Raw genomic sequence first — 21041 nt, 5'->3', positions numbered from 1 at the left:
GATGTTAATGTATGGTAAAATACATAGAATGCTGTAACCATTGAAAGGGGGGTGTCTATGAGGCCAACCAGATGGACAAGAAGCTTGGCAATTGTGCTTGCCTCCTCACTGTTATTGACATGTACCGGGATTACCGTTCTTGGCGCATTCCCGCAGAAGATCGAGGCAGCGGCGGTGAAGCCTACAACAGCCTTTACTTTATTCGAACAGAGATTGCAAAAGCCGTCTTCCCTTGGCCTGGCCCAGGCTACACTGGTTAACCGGATCGGCCAAATGACACAGACAGAGGCGAACCTCGCTGTGCTGCATCTGGAGAACGCACTGAAGGCTTACCTGCCCACGGCAACCACACTTATGAATGCGCCTGTCGTTCAACTCAATATCAAGAACATATATAAGCCTGGCATGCCTATGGTGCTCGCACGCTCTAAGGTGAAACAGGCTGAGGTCCGAATGGTCCTCCAGGATCTGGAGGGCATGGGCTACAAGCTGGTGGAGGATGGGGGATTCGTACCAGCCATTCCTTATAAGAGCTTCAAAGTCTTCAAGCCTTATGTCAGTAAGGATCTGCAGGTCTATATTGACCTTATGGCGATAGAGTCGGAACAGCCGATGGTAGCTGCCGAAAAGTTGATGGTGGACTGGTACCAGGTCATTGACCGGGCCGTGCAATACGAGGATTTTGTGCAGACATATAAGAACTCTAACCGCGTTGCGGCGATGACGGAAGCGCTGGAACGCGCCAAGAGAATTGTGCTCAACGGCACGCCCAAGACTCCGCTGTTCGACAAGAAGACACAGGTCATGCTTGAAAAGGCAGCCATCGCTTATGAAAATACACTGTCGGAGGCTGGCCCGGAGAGAATTGAGGGCAGCAGGCTGCTGACGGAGCTGGATGATTTCCTGCTGCTTGTAATGAAGAATGGCGATAAGCGTACACAGGCTGTTATTGATTATCTGAAAGCCTTGTAAATGTAAGGAGCCATTATAATTGTATTAGAGGAACCGGGCTGCTTACCCATGCAGCTCCGGTTTTTTGCTTAAAAAATAAGAATTTATATGCTTCACACGATAACTTATCCTTCTATTTCTCGCTGAAACGGTACCGTCCTTTAAAGGACGGCAAAGCCGTTTCCACTTGTTTAGGAATTTGTGATTTACGTCTGCCAGTGGATAAGTGCTCTTTACGGAGGAGGGGACAGGTATGTAATCGAAAAACCGATTACAATCAGCACACGCAAGCTGTGCGGGCCAATGTAATCGAAAAACCGATTACAATCAGCACCCGCAAGCTGTGTGGGCCAAATGTAATCGAAAAACCGATTACAATCAGCACCCGCAAGCTGTGCAGGGCTAAATGTAATCGAAAAACCGATTACAATCAGCACCCGCAAGCTGTGTGGGCCAAATGTAATCGAAAAACCGATTACAATTTAATGCTCCTCATGGCTACTCCTCCAGCCAGCTAGCAAATGAGCAAATATAAGTGAGGTAAAACTTAAGATGATCAAAGGACAAGTAACCTATCACCCAAGGGTGATTTATGTGTGTGGTCTGGCTGATTAGACCCTGAGTACATATGATCCTATAGGTCTGAAGCATCATATGTCACAGATCATGTAAGTATTTAAGAATATAATGTAAGCGTTATCTATTAACGGTGTACATTTAGATGTAAAAGGAGGAAGACGGCTTGAGCGTCCCGAAGGTTTCCTTTAACATGCTAGTCTTTATGGGTTTTAGCCTTCAGTATGCATTGATGCATCTCTTGTCTGCAGGTGAGGTGATTGTGATCTCATCCGCTGAGCTTATCATTTATATGCTGCTTACCTTTGCCGGGCTCGGCAGATTCTTTCGGCGCAGAAGGCGGGCTCTGAGCGAGAGGGGCTGTGGAGGCACCGGACTGTTTTTCAGCGTGTTATGGACAGTGTCACTCTGCTCCCAGTTCCGTAAGGAGAACTACCCGGATGCGCTGACTATTATTAATTCATTGGGCGTGTCGGCGGCTGGACTGATTCTGCTTACGGAGATTGTTATTCTGTTCAAGGTATAAGCCAGCTGTACATGAAGAAGCCCCTTTCCTGGATGAAGGATAGGGGCTTCTTCATGTAACAACGGATGGAATTAATAGATATAACCATGGTTCTTCAAGTAGGCGAGAATCAGCCCGGTGGATTGATCCTCATTATACTGCTCGGTATCCACAATAAGCTCGGGCCGGAGCGGCTCCTCATAGGGGGCAGTCAGGCCGGTAAAATGCGGAATCTCTCCGGAAAGCGCTTTGCGGTATAAGCCTTTGACATCCCGTCTTGCACATTCCTCGAAGGAGCATTTGACGTAGATTTCCACGAAAGGCTGGATGCTCTGCCGGATTTGCTCCCTCATGTCCCGGTAAGGGGAGATGAAGGAGGCCAGGACGATGATATCGTTACGGGTCAGGAGCTGCGCCAGATAGGCTGCGGTTCTTACATTCAGCGACCGGTCTTCTTTGGAGAAGCCTAACCCCCGGAACAGTTGATTCCTCAAGACATCACCGTCGAGCAGTTCTGTCCTCACGTTCATTTGTTGCAATCTCTGATTCAGGCAGCGGCAGAGCGTGGTTTTTCCAGAGCCGGACAGGCCGGTGAACCATAGTGTTACTCCGGTATGCAATGTGCAGCCCCACCTTCCTTGTCAAATGATTAGGTTACCAGTTGTAATCTGTCTCATAGCCCATCGGGAAGAGCAGATGGCCTGCCACCTCTTTGAAGCAAGTCTTCACCTCTTCATTGAACTCGGTCCGCCAGTTCCCGGTTGTGCCGGTGCGGAAGGTATAGGAGGCCTTAGGATTAATATTCTGCTCCATAGCGTTCAGGATTGTGTCTAGCGGTAATGGCAGCGGCTTGTCAGCCCAGAGATAATGAATCAGCTGCTCCATCGTCCGGCGGCGTGAGCTGTGGCTGTCTACCAAATGTTCAAAGGCGATCTGTAAACAGTCCGCTTCCCCGCTCCATCCGGCGAACTGCCGATACCACGCGGCGATACTCGGGTATTGGAGCTCTGGTATTCCCTGGATTAAGGCCAGAAATTGCTGATTCCGGTCCGGTAGAGAGAGCAGATAGGGGCGCAGTGGATGATTAGGATATTTGTCTGTTATGAAATACGTATACGAGATTACAACATCTCTTAGGTCACGGTTAAGAAATAACGGCTTAATCTTCAGCTCCCGAAGCATACCTGACCACCGGGGTGAATAGTACACATGTCCTGCTGTGAAATGTCCGCTGCGGACGAGCTGCAGCCGCTGGTAGTGGAGGCCGGAGTCTTCCGGATAGCCTTCATAGAATTCATGAGGATTCTGCGACATTCCCGGAATGCCTTCTAAGATCTGTTTCATCAGATGGGTACCGCTCTTGGGGACCGAGTTCAGAAATACTATAGGATATTCAACCGAAGGATCGAATGTATTCATACTCTCCTGCGTTCCTCTCTCTGAAATAGCTGCTAGTCATACTCCTCTGTTTATCATATGAAGCTCCGGCTATTGCTGACTAGACAGTATACATAAAAAGCAAGGGGAAATATGTATGTCCAAGCGGTGCTCCTGCTGAATTTACAAGTCCTGATAAACAATATTTATGAGTTCAATCTTTAAGGTCTGAATCGCTTCCTCCCGCGGCAGCATAATGAACCGTGATAAATATTCGATGTCCACCGAGAACAGGCTAAGGATATCCTCCATGGACGCTTTATCGCCGCTTTGCGCCCTTTTTACGGTCTCGATGAATGGGTAAGGTTTTCCTTCAGGACTTCCAGTCCCTTGCGCTTCCATTTGCTAACCCCCTGTTGAGTCATTTGCAGCTCGGCTGCTACTTCTTGTTCGGGCATTCCTTCGATGACTGTTTTTTTGATGATATATCTGCATTTTTCCCAAGGCAGCATATCCAGAAGCTCATCGACGAACAACTCAGATACGACCATACTTTCAAAGCTGTTATCGTAGATTTCATTATCGTAGAGCGGATTACTTTCCCGTATAAGCTGAATGCGAGTCTTGTACTGGATTCTCCATGCTGAGCGTTTTAATAATTTCCTGCAGGTTTCAACTAGTTCGTCATCACAGGTAACCATGAATTTTCCTCCCCATGTTCAGTAGTACCTTCATTCTCGGGTCCAGCGGAGCCTGTTCCCCCAGGCCGGGTCTAACCCATCGCAAGTCCCCTCATATAACAAGTAAAATATTCCATAGATTCCACAACTGACAAAAACAAAAATTTACATGATTACTATATTTCTAGCGAAAGTTGTAAAAATTATTTCGGGATTACCTAGTATTACGAGAATAAAGAACAATAGATTGTCGAATTATCCATTTAGGAGGCGATGGCGATGAGTGACTATGTAACACCACAGATGATGAGCACCCTAATGACCGTGCTGATTATTCCACTGCTGGGGCTGCTGGCGAGGTCCGTAATTGCTTATATGAAGCGGGAAATTGCCGGGCTTGAGCAGAGAATCGAGAGTGAGGCATTGAACAGCCTGCTTCAGCGGGCAGGGGATGCTGTTGAATCCGCCGTGATTGCCGTCAATCAGACGTTCGTGGAGACGCTCAAGCAACAAGGCGAGTTCGACACGGAGGCGATGAAGAAATCTTTTCTGCTGGCCAAAGAGAAAGCGATGGCGATCCTGGGGGAATCCGCCCGGAAGGAGCTGAGTGTTGTGATCGGCGACCTCGAGGCATGGCTCGAAACAAAAATCGAAGTTTGTGTGAACCGCAATAAACAGTTGTAAAAACCTGTCCGGGTTTCCCTTTGATTAGTAAAGGAGGTCCAGGCTTCACCATGATTACTGTGCTCATTACTAAAAAGTTAGGGGATGTATGATGAAACATTCAAAAAGGAAATGCAAGCTTGTGCAGCAAGGACGGTTAGGCATCATCAGCAGATGGCTGTGTCTCTCGCTACTGATTCTGATGCTGGCGCCAGGAGCGGTGTTCGGGTCGGGGAAAATAGCCCGCAACATTCTTCCAGGGCCCGAAGCGGACACCGCATCTGCAGCAGTGTATGAGGCAGAGCCGCCAATACCGGAGCCGCAGCTTCATCAAGGGGCAACGGTTAAGGATTCGGTCTATAGCTCCGTGTATCAATCGGTGTATGAGATAGATCCTACCTTGGGAGTCATCCTGAATCATGGAGCCTATCAGATGAGTCTGATGGCACTCAGCAATGTCGAGGGCTCGATGAGCCCGGTATCGCCGCTGCTGCAGCAGATCCGGTTGTCGCAGGCCTCGGGTGTGATTCCAGGAGGGCGCGGCTTCATGCTTCCGCAGGTGGTGGCGGTCAAGGATCTGGCGGGTAATCCGCTGCCGGGTATTCCCGTCACCTTCACCGTCTCGGAGGACAGTACAATTACTGCGGTCATGCGCGGGCTCAACAGTACCGGAATTACAGTGGTGTCGGATGCAAACGGATATGCATCTGCGGCTAACAACTATACAGGTTATATAGGTGAAGGCTATCAGGTCTATTCGAAGGGAACCGGGGTCATTAAGACCATGGAGGTAAAAGCTACCGTTCCCGGTCTTCAGCCGGTTACCTTCAAGGTAGAGGTCGGAGCCGTAGGCTCTAACCTGATCGATACAACGCCGCCTTCCATTAAAGCCACGGCGGTGACGGATAACGGTGCGCCTTACATTGCCGGAACGTGGACGAGTCAGTCCGTGACTGTACATTATACGGCAGAGGACACGTTGTCAGCGATCAAATCATTGACCCCGGATCAGAAATTTACCGCTGAAGGAGCAGGCCAGACGGCAACGGGCAAGGCTGTTGACAGTGCGGCTACCAGTGATGAGGATAAGAACCACTATTCCATCGCAACCTTCGGTCCCATTCATATTGATAAAAGCGCTCCGGTTACAGAAGCAGCTGTAACAGGCGCTGAATCCGGCAGCTGGAGCCGGGGGAAGGTTGCGCTGCATTTTACCGCTGAAGATCCATATTCCGGTGTGGACGCTGTGTATTACAAGCTGGGTGAGAATGCAGCAGTGAGAACTTCCGGCTCCAGCGCGGCCGTGGAGCTGGAACAGGAAGGAGCGACTACCGTCAGCTACTGGGCAGTGGACAGAACCGGGAATGCAGAAGCTCCCCGCACGGTAGTGGTGCAAATTGACAAGAGCGGTCCGCTGATCGCCAGTATTCTCAGCCCTGAAGCAAATGAGAAGGGCTGGAACAGCACGGATGTTACGGTCTCTCTTACCGCATCAGATGCCCACTCCGGAGTGAAGGAGATCCATTATAGACTCGGAGCGGATGGCGAAGAACAGACTCTGGCAGGCAGCACGGCTGCTTTTGACGTCCCGGTGGAGGGCATTATCCCTCTGGAGTTCTGGGCCGTTGACCATGCAGGCAACCTGACCGCTGTACAGAAGACCGAAGTGAAGATTGACAAGACGGTCCCGGTCATTACGGTTCCGGCGAATATTACAATGGAAGCGAAGGCCGTTCGTACCCCAGCCGATATTGGTAAAGCCTCCGTTCAGGATATCTCCATCCCGGATGTTCTCCTGACAAATGATGCCCCTGCAGACTATCCAATCGGGACAACTACCGTAAAATGGACAGCGGTGGACCCGGTAGGACTGACCTCCTCACAGGTGCAGAAAATTACTGTAAAAGACACGACAAAGCCGGTACTAACCGTGCAGGGAGATATGGTTGTGGAAGCTACAGCGGTTAAGACGCCGCTTGTGGTCACCGGAGCGTCGGCTACGGATATTTTCCCGGTTATTGTGGTGAATGACGCACCGAAGGAATTCCCTATTGGCCCGACTACCGTCACCTGGACGGCGACCGATGCCAACAGCAATGTGACTACAGCAACCCAGAAGGTCACCGTAGTAGACAGAACTAAGCCGTTACTGACGGTTCCAGCCGATATTACAAAGGAAGCTGCAGGCCGGAGAACTGTGGTAGATCCGGGGAAGGCCGCCGCCGCAGATATTTTCAAGGTAAATATTACGAATAATGCGCCTGAGGATTATCCGGTGGGCGTAACCAAGGTAAGCTGGACGGCTAAGGATGAGAATGGAAATATCTCTACAGCAGATCAGCTGATCCGAATTACCGATACCACCAAGCCTGTACTGACAATACCGCAGGATATTACCGTAGAAGCTACGGCTAGACGGACGAAGGTGAATATTGGACAAGCCGAAGCCAGCGATCTGTTCGATGTGCTGCTAACCAAGGATGCCCCGGCGGATTATCCGGTGGGTGTAACCAAGGTTACCTGGACTGCCACAGATGAACATGGCAACGTCACCGAGAAAGTGCAGAAGATTACAGTTACAGATACAACGCCTCCACAGTTAACTGTGCCTGGAGACATCACCGCCGAGGCAACCGGCATTCAGACTCCAGTGGAGCTGGGAGAAGCGTCTGCCAAGGATATTTTCAGTGTTACTGTAACCAATAACGCCCCGGAACGCTTCATCTTCGGGACAACAGTCGTTACCTGGACGGCTACAGATGAGAATGGCAACACCACCAAGACAACGCAGACCGTGAAGATCGTAGACACGACGAAGCCGTTGGTTACGCTGCCAGGCGGTATAACGGCAGAAGCCACTGGAGCAAAAACAAAGGTAGACATCGGCCAGCCGGTGGTTACGGAAATTTTTGCCGTGACAGTTAAGAATGATGCTCCGGCGGAATTCCCGCTCGGACTCACCAAGGTAACATGGACGATTACGGACGAGCATGGCAATGCAACTAAAGGTACGCAAGAGGTCAAGATCGTAGATACGACCAAACCGGTCATTACAGCACCGGAGGATCTAACGGTAGAGGCAACGGCGGTCAGATCCAAGGTCGCTCTGGGCGAGCCGGTGGTCTTCGATCTGTTCGAGACTGAGATCATTAACGATGCTCCGGCTGATTTCCCGGTCGGCACCACGCTGGTTACCTGGATGGCCAGTGATCCAAGCGGCAATGTGGCAATCGCGAAGCAGAAGGTGACTGTTGTAGATACGACTGCGCCTAAGCTGTCTATCCCGGCAGACGTCAAGGCAGAGGCTACAGCTATCAGAACTCCAGTTGTGATTGGCAAGGCCACAGCTACGGATATTTTTCCGGTTACTGTAACGAGCAATGCTCCCGAGAATTATGCCGTGGGCGTTACCGAGGTCATCTGGACGGCGAAGGATGCTAACGGTCTGGTAACTACCGGCAAGCAAAAGGTGACTGTAGTGGATACCACCTTGCCAATCCTGACGGTTCCGCAGGATATCAGTGTGGAGGCTACCGCAGTAAATACTCCGGTGCAAATCGGCAAGGCTACTGCTACGGATCTGTTCCCGGTCACGGTGGTCAGCAATGCTCCGGCCAGCTACCCGCTCGGCAAGACGATTGTTACCTGGAAGGCGACAGATGCGAACGGCAACTTCAGCACCGGCACCCAGACGATTACGGTAAAAGATACAACGGCCCCGGTAATCGCTGATATTCCGGACTACATTGCAGAAGCTACCGGGCAGACAATGCAGATTAAGCTGCCGGTGCCTGCGGTCACCGATATCTTCGGAATTGCCGCAGTGAGCAGCAATGCTCCGGTTTCCTATCCGCTGGGCGTGACTGAAGTCACCTGGACAGCGAAGGATATGAACGGCAACGTATCCACGCGCAAGCAAAAGGTGACTATCTTGGATACCACGAAGCCTGTGCTTGCTGTACCGGAGGATATTACTGTAGAAGCGGCGGCGGTTGAGACTCCGGTGGAGATCGGCGAGGCCACGGCTACGGATATTTTCAAGGTGACGGTGAAGAATAATGCCCCTGAAGCGTATCCGCTGGGCGTAACAGAAGTAGTGTGGACGGCAACGGATGCGAACGGGAATGTGACTACGAAGGTGCAGAAGATTAAGGTCGTGGACACGACGAAGCCTGTGCTTGCTGTACCGGAAGATATTACTGTAGAAGCGGCGGCGGTAGAGACTCCGGTAGAGATCGGCGTGGCAGCGGCTACGGATATTTTCAAGGTGACAGTGAAGAATAATGCCCCTGAAGCGTATCCGCTGGGCGTAACAGAAGTAGTGTGGACAGCAACGGATGCGAACGGCAATGTGACTACGAAGGTGCAGAAGATTAAGGTCGTGGACACGACGAAGCCTGTGCTTGCTGTACCGGAAGATATTACTGTAGAAGCGGCGGCGGTAGAGACTCCGGTAGAGATCGGCGTGGCAGCGGCTACGGATATTTTCAAGGTGACAGTGAAGAATAATGCCCCTGAAGCGTATCCGCTGGGCGTAACAGAAGTAGTGTGGACGGCAACGGATGCGAACGGGAATGTGACTACGAAGGTGCAGAAGATTAAGGTCGTGGACACAACGAAGCCTGTGCTTGCTGTACCGGAAGATATTACTGTAGAAGCGGCGGCGGTAGAGACTCCGGTAGAGATCGGCGTGGCAGCGGCCAAGGATATTTTCAAGGTGACAGTGAAGAATAATGCCCCTGAAGCGTATCCGCTGGGCGTAACAGAAGTAGTGTGGACGGCAACGGATGCGAACGGCAATGTGACTACGAAGGTGCAGAAGATTAAGGTCGTGGACACAACGAAGCCAACGCTTACTGTACCGGAGGATCTGTCCGTAGAAGCAACGGCAGTGAAGACTCCGGTGGAGATCGGGCAAGCGTCTGCTACGGATATTTTCAAGGTGACGGTGACATCGGATGCTCCAGCTGCTTATCCGCTGGGAACAACGACCGTTACCTGGAAGGCCAAAGATATCAATGGTAACGAGGTAACCGGGGTACAGCGGATTACCGTAGTGGATACGACACAGCCTTTGCTGAAATTCGAAGGACCCCTGCAGCTGACCAAGGAAGCAACGGCTCTGGAAACCCCGGTAGAACTGGAAGTGCCAGCGGCGCTGGATTTCTTCCCGGTTACTCTAACGACAGATGCTCCGGGAGAGCATAGCCCGATCACTTCAGAGGAGACCTTAACTGCAAATTTCCCTATCGGTACTACGATTGTGAAATGGACTGCTATAGATAGCAGCGGAAATTCCGCAGTAGGCATCGTGAAGGTGACTATTGTTGATACGGTCAAGCCTGCGCTTAAGCTTCCAGCTGACATTACTCTAGAAGCATCAGCGCTGAAAACTCCGGTGGAGATCGGCGTGGCAACGGGGACGGACATTTTCAAGGTAACAGTAACCAGTAATGCCCCTGAAAGCTATGAGCTAGGAACCACTGAGGTTACTTGGACCGCTACGGATGCGAACGGCAATGTCAGCACGGGCGTGCAGAAGATCACGGTGGTAGATACAACGAAGCCAGTGTTGAAGCTACCGGCTGACAAGACGGTGGAGGCAACGGCGCTGAAAACTCCGGTGGAGATCGGCGTGGCAACGGGGACGGACATTTTCAAGGTAACAGTAACCAGTAATGCCCCTGAAAGCTATGAGCTAGGAACCACTGAGGTTACTTGGACCGCTACGGATGCGAACGGCAATGTCAGCACGGGCGTGCAGAAGATCACGGTGGTAGATACAACGAAGCCAGTGTTGAAGCTACCGGCTGACAAGACGGTGGAGGCAACGGCGCTGAAAACTCCGGTGGAGATCGGCGTGGCAACGGGGACGGACATTTTCAAGGTAACAGTAACCAGTAATGCCCCTGAAAGCTATGAGCTAGGAACCACTGAGGTTACTTGGACCGCTACGGATGCGAATGGCAATGTTAGCACGGGTGTGCAGAAGATTACGGTAGTGGACACCACGAAGCCAGTGTTGAAGCTTCCGGCTGACAAGACGGTCGAGGCAACGGCGCTGAAAACTCCGGTGGAGATCGGCGTGGCAACGGGGACGGACATTTTCAAGGTAACAGTAACCAGTAATGCCCCTGAAAGCTATGCGCTAGGAACCACTGAGGTTACTTGGACCGCTACGGATGCGAACGGCAATGTTAGCACGGGTGTGCAGAAGATTACGGTGGTGGATACCACGAAGCCAGTGTTGAAGCTACCGGCTGACAAGACGGTCGAGGCAACGGCGCTGAAAACTCCGGTGGAGATCGGCGTGGCAACGGGGACTGACATTTTCAAGGTAACAGTAACCAGTAATGCGCCTGAGAGCTATGGATTGGGAGTGACCGAAGTGGTCTGGACGGCTACGGATGCGAACGGCAATGTCAGCACGGGCGTGCAGAAGATCACGGTGGTGGATACCACGAAGCCAGTGTTGAAAGCTCCAGCAGATGTTGCTGTTCCGGCAACCGGAACCAAAACGCTTGTGAACCTGGGCCAAGCTACAGCGAGCGACATCTTCGGAGTTGTGCTGAAGAATGATGCTCCGGCTGACGGCTTCCCGTTAGGGAAAACAGTGGTCACCTGGACGGCTACGGATGTGAACGGTAATGTATCGACGGCGGTGCAGAATGTAACTGTTACACAGACGTTCAAGGTTCAATCGTTTAATGCGAGCCGAAGCAGCCTGACGAATACGATTTTCCCGAGAATATCCTTTGAGAATACCAGCAAGTCGACCTTGCAGCTCTCCAGCATCAAGCTTAGATATTACTACACTATCGATGGCGAGAGATTCCAGAGCTTCTATACGGATTATGCCAGAGTAGCAGGCTCGAATACGAGGGTGATCCAACCTTACGTCACAGGAAGCTTCCAGAAGACAACAGGCAAAACCGGCAGTGACTATTACCTGGAAGTCGGCTTCACCAGCGGTGCCGGAAGTCTTAAGCCTGGAGAAAGTGTAGAAATTCAGTGCAGATTCTGGAAATCGGATTTCTCTAATTACTATCAGACTAATGATTATTCCTTCAATGGACTGGCAACGGGCTTCACTGATACCAGCAAAATTACGGCCTACTCCTACGGCAATCTGATTGCAGGAATGGAACCGTAAGCGGCTAAGTACAGCATTGCACAGCTTCCAGGCTGCTGCCGGATCAGTGGTTGCAGCTTGGAGCTATTCATTAACGGGAGATCAACCAGCTCCATTAGCGGGGGTACGATATGCCAGACGACATGAATGAAATCCTTCAACGGTTGACCCGGGTGGAAACCAAGCTCGACATCATGAACAGTGCAAGGGATATTGCGCTTGAGGCCATGCAGAGCAGCAAGTCAGCGCATTTGCGGATGGATGAGATGCGGGATGAGCTGTCCAGATTGAAGCTCAGGCAAGGGGAGAATCAGCGCTGGCTGGTGGGCACGATCATTAGCAGCGTGGGGATGTGCATTGCCGCAGCGGGACTTTTGATGAAAATATTAATCGGGTAGCAGACAGGAAGAAGGAGATGGGGGAATGGCCAAAGGCTTTGATTGCGCAGCACCGCTAACACGCACACTGGCAAAGAAATTCAAGGAGGATGGCTACGAATTCGTATGCCGTTACCTCGTGCCCTCCGGCTGGAAAAGGTTAACCCAGGCAGAGGCGGTTGCTATCAGCGCTGCGGGGCTGCAAATTGTCTCTGTGTATGAAACGACCGCCAGCCGTGCGCTGGGAGGCCGTGCAGCCGGTCTGACAGACGGGGCGATTGCCGCACAGACGGCTCTTGCGGTTGGACAACCTGCCGGGAGCCGGATCTACTTTGCCGTTGATTTCGACGCTTCAGCGAAGCAGATGGACACGGTGATCCAGTATATTACGGCAGCGGGAGAAGCCGCCCGGAATTACCAGTCGGGTGTCTACGGGAGCGTTACGGTTATTGAAGCTGCAATGGCCGCTAAGGCCTGCACCGGCTTTTGGCAGACGTATGCCTGGAGTAAAGGCCGGAAAGCAGAGGGTATCCACTTGTATCAATATGACAACGGTCCCAAGGGACTAGGTCAACCGGTTCACGGAGTGAATGTAGACCTCAACCAGTCCAGCGGAGAAGCCGGCTGGTGGAGCACACAGTCTGCCGCGGTTCCTGTACCAGGCAATGCAAACGGAGAGGGGAAAGACTATATGATGAAGAAAGAGGATGCGGGCAAAATCATTGCTTTTCTTCAAGCAGCTTATATGGCAGCAGGTAATGCAGAGTCTGGAAAAGAATTTCACCGTCTGGCGAATGAGCTGCGCAAAGCCTCGGGCCAAGCGGCAGACCCGAATAATCGTTAATCAGGAGGAAGGGTTACAGGCTGCCTTTGGGCGGCCTTTTTGACATGTAATTATACATAAATATTAGAATGAATGGATTTATTTATAACTTCAGCTGTAAAAAGCGCTATGGATTTTACTTTATCTATAGGATCGATTTTTTACAGAGGGGGGACTCCATTGCAGACCCAAGCAACCGTAAGTAAGGAGAAAGATAAAGCATCCGGCGGCCATAAACCATACAGCAATCCGCAGGTATTCATTCGCCCGGCAGCCGCGAAACAACCAGACCCGGTAGAGATTATCCGGCGTGTCCGCCAGAATCCGGCTTCCTTAAGCCGTGAAGACAAGCTGGCACTCCAGCGCACACTCGGCAACCGGGCTGTAGTTCAGTTGTTATCGAGTCTGAAGGAGGATGGGAAGAAGAAAGAGCAGGCAGACAATGGAACACAGGCGGCTGGACCAAGTAACAGCGTGGCCGCAGAAGCTCAAGTGGAAGAGCATAAGGATTCACCGGAACCGGTGCAAGCAGAAGCAGAGCAAGCCAGCGCTCCGGCTGAAGCCAAGATGCAGAGTAAGCAGGAGCCGTTGGGGCAGGCAGGAGGCGCTAATGCGTCTGTCACACAAACTAAGCCTGCTAGTGGCGGCAGTTCTTCAGGTCCCGTAGCCGTCAAAAAGACGCCAGCACCTGCCCGGACGAAGGGGAGAGCAGAGGCCACTGTAGAGGGGCAAGCTGAAACGGCAGAACGAGAGGAAGACGCTCCGTCTGCAGAAGAAGCCAGGGAAGAGCTGTCTGCGGAACCTTTGAATCCCGGAAAGGCGGAGGAGTCCGCAGCAGCTCAGGGAGAGGATGCGCCGGAGCCAGCCAAGAAGTCCGCCGCCTCCAAAGGAGCAGATGCACCGAAGAAAGCAGCCAAGGAGCCATCGCTTGGAGCAGCACTCGGTGCCTTAGCAGGAGATGGGAAGGAGAAGCCGGCGAAGGGTAAGACGGTGAAGATCAGCGGTGAAGATCCGGGGCAGATTCTGGATCAGCTGACACAGGTTCAGCCTACAGAGCTGGGGGAGGCCTATGCCCAGGCGGTGAATGTATCCTCCGGTGCCTTCACGAAGCAGGCGCAGAAGACCAAACAAGGGCTGCCTGCTGTTCCTGTACCGACCGGCTTGAAAGGGAAGGTCCTGCAGGCCCGGAAGAAACCGTCAGCACTGAAGCACGCTGTGAAGGAAGGCTTCAAAAGCGAGCGTACCGGCGGGGCTGTTAGTGCAGGGAAGCTGGACAAAATGAATATTAGTTCATCCGGTTCCGGGGGCAATCCGGAGGCGATGTTAAGCGAGATCCGTTCCGCAGCCGCCCAGCCGCCGGGAATCAGCATGACCGGGGAGGCAGATCCCTCCCAACTGGAGGGTTTTCATCAGGAGGCCTCCCAGCAGGTGAGCACAGCCAAGCAGGCGGAGATGGGCCAGATCAAGCAGCCGTTCGGGGAGAATGAGATCTATCCCGAGCCGGATGGCACCGTGGTGAAGGCTGCTGCAGGGCTGAAAGGCGGGCAGGCACCCGGGGCCAAAAAGCTGCCTGCGCTGGCACTGCCTGCAGATATGACTGCCGGACTGAACCGTAGTCTGGCTCCAGAGATGAAGAAGCAGCTTGGTACCAAGCAGGCAGAATATAAGAAGGAACAAGCAAAATTCGACAGTAAAGTGCTTAGCTCCAAAGCCGACAGCCAGGCACAAATCCGGCAGGCCGAGACCGAGGCGAAGAACAAGCAGATCAGCCAGCAGACTGGAGCCAAAGCAGAAGTCACCCAATTGCAGGGCGAGTGGAAAAAGGAGCTGGATGCTGCCGAGACGGACTATACCAAACAGGCCGGGTCAGCCGCCCAGCAGAAGAAGCAGGAGATCAACAGCGTCCGCACAGACAAAGAGCGGGAAGCTCAGAAGAAGCAGTCTGAAGCGGAGCGGGAAGCGACGCAGGCCTACAGTAAAGCTAAGAAGGAAGCAGACGGCAAGCATGAACAGGAGAAGGCCAAGGAAGAGAAGAAGGGCGGCTTCCTCGGCTGGGTGAAGGATAAGCTGGAAGCTGTCGTCGAAGTCGTTAAGAAAGCAGTCAACTTCATTTTTGAGAGTCTCCGCAAAGCGGTTAAGTTTATTTTTGACAAAGCGAAGCAGGCTGTGCTGGGCATCATTGAACTGGGCCGCAAGCTGATTACAACCCTGATCAAGGGACTGGGTGTGCTGCTGAAAAAGCTGGTAACCGTTGTATTTGCCAAGTTCCCCGGCATTGCAGCCAAGATATGCAGCAAGATTGACGGAGTTGTCAATAAGGCCATTAAAGCGGTCAACCAGCTGGCCCAGAAGCTCAAGACCAAGGTTACTCAAGTTATGGACTTCCTGGCCTCGAAGGTGGATCAGGCGCTGGCAGCAGTACAGAACTTCTATTCCAAGCTGATCTCAACGCTCGGCAATCTGCTGATTGCGACGTTCCTGGATGTGCTCGTCCGTATAGGAGCGCTCGGGAAGGCGGCGAAGCGTTCGTTCAGCCATCTGGAAGGGAAGATGTGGGAGTATCTTCTTGGGGTAGACATCTCCAAGCCAATGGGCGCTGGAGCAGCAGAAGGCGGAGCTGTAGAGCAGGCTGAGGGAGCTGGCACTGGTGCGGCAGCGGGCGAGAAGCTGAGCGCCGAGGATATCGAGATGGAGTCGGTGGAGCAGGGCGAGATGGACCCTGCACTGGTGCAGGAGGCGAACCTGAAGGACGGAGAAACCAAAGAGATGTCCGGCAGCCGCGACCCGGCTACAATGGACAGTATAATGGCGGAATTCGACACCGGAGCAGCCAATCAGAGCCTTGGCGGCAAAATAGCCGATGGTGTCAAGCTACGTGCGAATAATGCGAAAATGTTGTTTGACCAAATTAAATCATTTGTAATAAAATGGATGAAGGCCCATGGATTACAGCTGCTTGCGGGCATAGCGGGAGTATTGGTTGCTGTTGGCGCAGCTTTTGTCATCAGTGGCGGTGCCATTACTGTTCTTATTCCCCCTATTATTAATATTATCACGGTTGTGATGCAGGCTCAGGCAATTGTGTCTATTGCGCAAACCATAGCGCAAGCCGCCGGTTACATCGGCACCTACCTGAGCCAGGGCTGGCAGAAGATGATCGAACCTGCCGCAATTGCGCTCGCTACTGCACTGGCGATGGGGCTGGTTGAGCTGGCGATGGCGGGCGGCTTCAAAGCTGTCGGAGTTGACCTCAAGAAAGCCGGACAAGCTGTCAAGAAGGGCGTCGGAGCGGCAGCCAGCGGGGTGAAGAACGTTGTAGGCGCAGGAGCCAAAGGCATCAAGAGCCTGCTGAAATCCGGAGCCAAGCTGGCCTCCAAGAGCGGCAGCATGATTATACGTAATGGTAAAATCGTGATCAAGAGCCTGCAAAAGGGGCTCGTGAAGGGGGCCAAAAATCTCCGGGGCCTGCTGGACCGGATTCTGCAGAAGTTCAAGTTCAAGAAGTTTAAGCTGGTGCGCAAGGGCAAGCATATTCGTCTTTACGGCGAGGTTAATCCTTGGGTGTTGCTGGCTGATGGGACGATTCAAGAAGTTGATAGTCTGGATGGAAGAAAAGCAGGGATTAATACTCAGGCAGAGCTCGATAAGATTAAGAGCCTTTCTGAGTCCCAAAGAAATGATTTCTATAATGCTGCAGTTGCAAGAAAAGACGGGAAGATTGATTTTGATAGTATTAAGGTTTCTGAAAAATCAGCATTGAAGAAAACATTCGTCTCAACACCATACGATGCATCAGGTAAACTAAAAGCTAATGTGAAATACAAAACTGGTGAATTTCAATATGACTATGAAACAGATCATTTTGGAAGAATTGAAACTTTTAAAGCAGATGATTTGAAATTAACTGCAAGAGAGCAAAGATTACCGCATGATTCGAATACCCCAGGGAAAGCGAAAGGTGACCATGCAGGCCATCTTGCAGGGGATAGGTTTGGAGGATCAGCACAAATTGATAACATTGTTTCTCAAGCAAGTGCAGTTAATTTAAGTAAATACAAAAAATTAGAGAATTTATGGGCGAAAGCGTTAAAAGAAATACCACCAAAGCATGTATCAGTTGAAGTGAAATTATTATATGACATTGATTCTCTCAGACCTTCAGGTTTTAAAGTAATCTACGAAATAGATGGAAATATTACAATTAAGAATTTATCAAATTAGGAGGAAGATGTATGGCAAAAGTATTTGAAGATTATTTTTCGGAACTACAAGCAGATATGGTTTCGACTTGTATAGAGTATGTTAATAATAGAGCGGATATGATTTTTATCTACGCAACTTATGAAGTTGGAGATTACGGATTTGATGTCTTCTACAAGATTAATAATAAGATTGTGCAGAAAAATAAGATAAATGATGCGTTAGAGCATTCAGAAATTTTATATGATGTTTCGAGAAATCGCCAGATTGCACTTCTCGATGCGGGTAATGAAGACCTTCTAAAGTTATATAATATTTGTAAAGAATACAAAAGAGAAATGCCGACAGAGATGAAGCTTGTTTATGATGTAGCAAATAATAAACTGAATGCAACCTACAACTACAATTTAATTTACTCGAATGATCCCGAAAAGACATCAGATCACGTATTTAAAGAGTGGTTCGAAGAGATGGGGAAATTATCGTAATTGATACTACACTAAGCCGAATTCAGCCATTGACTGAACAATCGGCTTTTTTTATATTTATTATTAATGAGTTTCCTGAAACCTCTCTGACTGTTTGTGATTTTCTTCCCAGGCCTCTTTTTAAAACCTATATCAGAAAAAAAGTATATATATTTGCTAGACGTGATTCAGGTTTCAAATGATAAGATGGGGTGGCAGCACATAAAGATTTGTTGAACAGTGAGGACTTATTGTTCCTAAGCAACTTATCTGAATTAAATGCAAATACTTTTGCAGCAAGCGCTGTTAGTACTTTATCCTATGATGCAATTCCTTATCTGTTAGCAATGCTGGAAGAATGGGAGGATACGAGCGTTGAAGGAACGATAAGGAATTCATTAGATATTTTTTTAGACTATTCTGAAGAATTAAGTGAAGATGCAACTGTAGATGAGATTGGACACTTTTATATGGATTTCATAAAGAGTGTAGACCCTGAAAACTATTATTACTTCGGTGAACCTGTTCTTCCAGGAGTTATAGCTAAAAAAATTATAGAGAAGTCAGTGATATCTCTAAACCAATCTACTCCTGTACTAACGAATGTCTATCCATCCTTACTTTCCGTTTGGAGTGGTGTCAGATGCCCGGTTCAATATGGTACTATCGTAGATGCTGAACTGCTTAAAGATGTATATGGGTATGTCGACGAAATATCTAAGATGGATTGGGAAGTCGGAGCGAAGTACTTTTACGGAAATAGAGTTCGTTAAGTCTAATAAGCACTACAAAGTAAAAAACAGAGCACTCTTATTAAATCATAGGAGTGCTTTTTTTTTTTTTCTGTATTCCCCCCTCCCCCAGTTGTAATCCCCCTCCTAAAACTTACTTTATATATGAACAAGAAAATATAGAGTGAGGACAGAACTGCCGATGAAATTCAAAAAATTGGCTAGAAGCTATCGAAAGGAAACAGCAGAGTCTGCTGATGATGTGGAACGGGTCGAAGCTGCCGAGCTTGGCGCAGCCGCTGCTTATGTTGCTGCACTTGCTTCCGCTCACGAACCAGCAGCTCCCCGAGAGGAGAACGGCGAACCCGCTCCGCCCTACAGCTCGAACCAAGAGCATCTTGCAGAAGAGCTGCAACTGCTGGAGCTCCGGCTTAAGCTCAGGTATCTTGAAGGACCGCAGCCGCATGCAGAGCTGGAGCTTGTGGACGGGGAGATCCGCAGTCTGCTGGATGTCCAGTCTGAAGATGAGCATTACATCAATCTCTTAACAGCGGAAATTGCTCATCTGGAACGGAAGATCGCTGCCAGACTGAAGACTAGCTTCCACCCGTCAGCAGGGCAGGCACCCAGTCCCGCTCCCAGGCTCATTCTCCCGGAGGTGGCTTCTGCACTAAACCTGTCAGGGCTGGAGGTAAGCATCCTGGTCGCTTGTCTGGCGCCTGAGCTGGATGGCAAGTACGGGCGAATCTATGCCTACCTGCAGAATGATATGTCGGACAAGCGCCCTACGGTGGGTTGGGTCCTGAGGGTATTCGCCGGGGCAGAGGAGGAGCGGCAGGCGGCCCGCCTGCTGTTCGATGTCCGTGCGCCGCTGATGAAGCTGCTGCTGGAGCGAAGAGGGGAGTACGGCGACAGCCGCATTCCCTTAATCGCCCGGCCGCTGAAGCTGGAGGATTGGGCGGTGAATCTGCTGCTCGGCTATGAGGTGCTGGATGAGCGTCTGACGAAGGCGGCGAAGCTTAGCACGGTGCCTCTTCCGCAGCAGATCCATTTTTCGGCTGAGCTGGAGCAGAAGCTGCTGCGGTTCGTGAAGCATTACAGCTGCTGCGGAGCCGGCAGCCCCGGTAGCTCTGGCAGCCTGCTATACGTAAGCGGCCCGGATGAGGCTCTCAAGCTGGGCGGTATCCGCGAGGTCTGCGGCACCCTGGGACTCTCTGTCCTGGTTGCCGATCTGGAGAAGCTGCTGCGCCCTGAGGCTGACTTCAGCGAAATGCTGAGACTGCTTGGACGGCATGCGCTGTTGATGAAGACGGCCCTCTGCTTCACCGGCTTAGACAGCCTGGTGACAGAGGATGACCGCTATAGTCTGCAGATTCGGCTCCTCATGGAGATGCTGGCAGACTATGCACCGCTGTCGTTCATCCTTGGAGAAGCGCAGTGGGGATTCAGCTTCACCGGAATTCCTATGAACTTCATGCAGATCGACTTGCCCTTTCCGGATGCGGCGGCCCGCAAGGCTGCATGGACTTCCATGGGTCAGGAGTATAAGCTGTCTCCGCAGATGGAACTGGATGAAGTCAGCGGCAGCTTCCGCTTCACGGCAAGTCAGATCCGGGCCGCTCTGAACGGCGGTGAAAATATCGCCGTCTGGAACGGCTTCAGGGAGAACGGGATCAGCGCGAAGGATCTCTACGAAGCCTGTTACTTCCAGTCCAGCCGCAGAATCCAGGCACTGGCCTCGAAGGTCCAGGCCATGTATACCTGGGACATGCTGGTGCTTCCCGAAGAGCAGCTGAATCAGCTGAAGGAAATCTGCCGTCAGGTGAAATACCGCGCACTCGTCTATGGAGAGTGGGGCTTTGCAGGACGGCTGTCGCTCGGCAGAGGGCTAAACATCCTGTTCTCGGGGCCGCCGGGCTCCGGGAAGACGATGGCCGCTGAGGTGATTGCGACTGAGCTGAGCCTTGAGCTCTACAAGATCGATGTCTCGCAGATTGTGAGCAAGTACATCGGGGAGACCGAGAAGAATCTGTCGCGGATTTTTGATGAGGCGGAGACTTCGAATGCCATTCTCTTCTTCGACGAAGCGGATGCCTTGTTCGGCAAGCGCTCTGAGGTCAAGGATGCGCATGACCGGTACGCGAATGTGGAGATCAGCTACCTGCTGCAGAAGATGGAGGAGTATACGGGAATTGTGATTCTGGCGACTAACCTGAATCAGAATCTGGACGATGCTTTTGCCCGCAGGCTGCACTTCAAGCTGGAATTCCCGTTCCCGGAGCAGCAGCAGCGCAGCCGGATCTGGCGGGGAATGTTCCCGGCGGGAGCACCGCTTGATCCTGGCCTGGATTACGGCTTCATGGCGGAGAAGTTCATTCTGGCCGGAGGCAACATCAAGAACATTGCCTTGAATGCAGCCTTTTATGCGGCGCATGAGGGCTGTTCCATCGGGATGAAGCAGATCATGCTGGCAGCCAAGCGGGAGTATCTGAAGCTGGGCAGAACCTTTTTGCAATCGGATTATGCGCCCTATCACACACTGATCGAGGTGAAATAAGG

At 51.3% G+C, this 21041-nt stretch carries 14 protein-coding genes; 10 read left to right on the top strand and 4 right to left on the bottom strand.

The genetic code is table 11. From position 1 onward, the window contains the following. The first annotated feature begins 57 nt into the window (after positions 1-57). Together MKX63_RS31965 and MKX63_RS31960 are read left to right on the top strand one after the other, a co-directional pair. Positions 58-972 carry a hypothetical protein gene (locus MKX63_RS31965; RefSeq protein WP_341022937.1) on the top strand — a complete coding sequence of 305 codons (915 nt, stop codon included), beginning with the start codon at positions 58-60 and terminating at the stop codon, positions 970-972. 760 nt (positions 973-1732) lie between these two features. Continuing rightward, positions 1733-2053 (top strand): hypothetical protein, encoded by a 321-nt coding sequence (locus MKX63_RS31960; protein WP_341022936.1) that lies wholly within the window; start codon positions 1733-1735, stop codon positions 2051-2053. A gap of 71 nt (positions 2054-2124) precedes the next feature. On the opposite strand, the gene cysC is transcribed toward MKX63_RS31960, so the two are convergent. The 4 genes from cysC to MKX63_RS31940 form a co-directional block, all read right to left on the bottom strand. Further along, positions 2125-2652: an adenylyl-sulfate kinase gene (cysC, locus tag MKX63_RS31955; protein ID WP_341022935.1), complete on the bottom strand. Its 528-nt coding sequence runs from the start codon at positions 2650-2652 to the stop codon at positions 2125-2127. 34 nt (positions 2653-2686) lie between these two features. Then, complete coding sequence (locus tag MKX63_RS31950; protein ID WP_341022933.1) at positions 2687-3451, bottom strand: sulfotransferase domain-containing protein; 765 nt, start codon at positions 3449-3451, stop codon at positions 2687-2689. Positions 3452-3592: 141 nt separating this feature from the next. Next, positions 3593-3721: a hypothetical protein gene (locus MKX63_RS31945; RefSeq protein WP_235192101.1), complete on the bottom strand. Its 129-nt coding sequence runs from the start codon at positions 3719-3721 to the stop codon at positions 3593-3595. A gap of 29 nt (positions 3722-3750) precedes the next feature. Beyond that, positions 3751-4110: an RNA polymerase sigma factor gene (locus MKX63_RS31940; RefSeq protein ID WP_341022931.1), complete on the bottom strand. Its 360-nt coding sequence runs from the start codon at positions 4108-4110 to the stop codon at positions 3751-3753. A gap of 258 nt (positions 4111-4368) precedes the next feature. On the opposite strand from MKX63_RS31940, the gene MKX63_RS31935 reads away from it, so the two are divergent. From MKX63_RS31935 to MKX63_RS31900, 8 genes are all read left to right on the top strand, one after another. Beyond that, on the top strand, positions 4369-4773 hold the full coding sequence (locus MKX63_RS31935; protein ID WP_341022929.1) for a hypothetical protein: 405 nt from the start codon (positions 4369-4371) through the stop codon (positions 4771-4773). 91 nt (positions 4774-4864) lie between these two features. Further along, entirely contained in the window at positions 4865-11905 is a 7041-nt protein-coding gene (locus MKX63_RS31930) for an HYR domain-containing protein (protein WP_341022926.1), read from the top strand. Positions 11906-12015: 110 nt separating this feature from the next. After that, positions 12016-12282, top strand: a complete 267-nt coding sequence (locus MKX63_RS31925) for a hypothetical protein (protein ID WP_036700963.1) — start codon at positions 12016-12018, stop codon at positions 12280-12282. A 25-nt stretch (positions 12283-12307) separates the two neighbouring features. Next, positions 12308-13105: a DUF1906 domain-containing protein gene (locus tag MKX63_RS31920; protein WP_341022922.1), complete on the top strand. Its 798-nt coding sequence runs from the start codon at positions 12308-12310 to the stop codon at positions 13103-13105. A gap of 159 nt (positions 13106-13264) precedes the next feature. Then, positions 13265-17305 (top strand): DNA/RNA non-specific endonuclease, encoded by a 4041-nt coding sequence (locus MKX63_RS31915; RefSeq protein ID WP_341022920.1) that lies wholly within the window; start codon positions 13265-13267, stop codon positions 17303-17305. A gap of 11 nt (positions 17306-17316) precedes the next feature. Continuing rightward, on the top strand, positions 17317-17772 hold the full coding sequence (locus MKX63_RS31910) for a DUF600 domain-containing protein (RefSeq protein ID WP_341022917.1): 456 nt from the start codon (positions 17317-17319) through the stop codon (positions 17770-17772). A gap of 191 nt (positions 17773-17963) precedes the next feature. Next, positions 17964-18524, top strand: a complete 561-nt coding sequence (gene imm47, locus MKX63_RS31905) for an Imm47 family immunity protein (RefSeq protein WP_341022915.1) — start codon at positions 17964-17966, stop codon at positions 18522-18524. Positions 18525-18699: 175 nt separating this feature from the next. Beyond that, positions 18700-21039 (top strand): ATP-binding protein, encoded by a 2340-nt coding sequence (locus MKX63_RS31900; RefSeq protein ID WP_341022913.1) that lies wholly within the window; start codon positions 18700-18702, stop codon positions 21037-21039. Positions 21040-21041 lie beyond the last annotated feature (2 nt).

Origin of the sequence: Paenibacillus sp. FSL R7-0179 (assembly GCF_038002265.1) — a bacterium.
GTDB lineage: Bacteria > Bacillota > Bacilli > Paenibacillales > Paenibacillaceae > Paenibacillus_AQ.
This window is presented reverse-complemented; position numbering and strand designations above follow the sequence as displayed.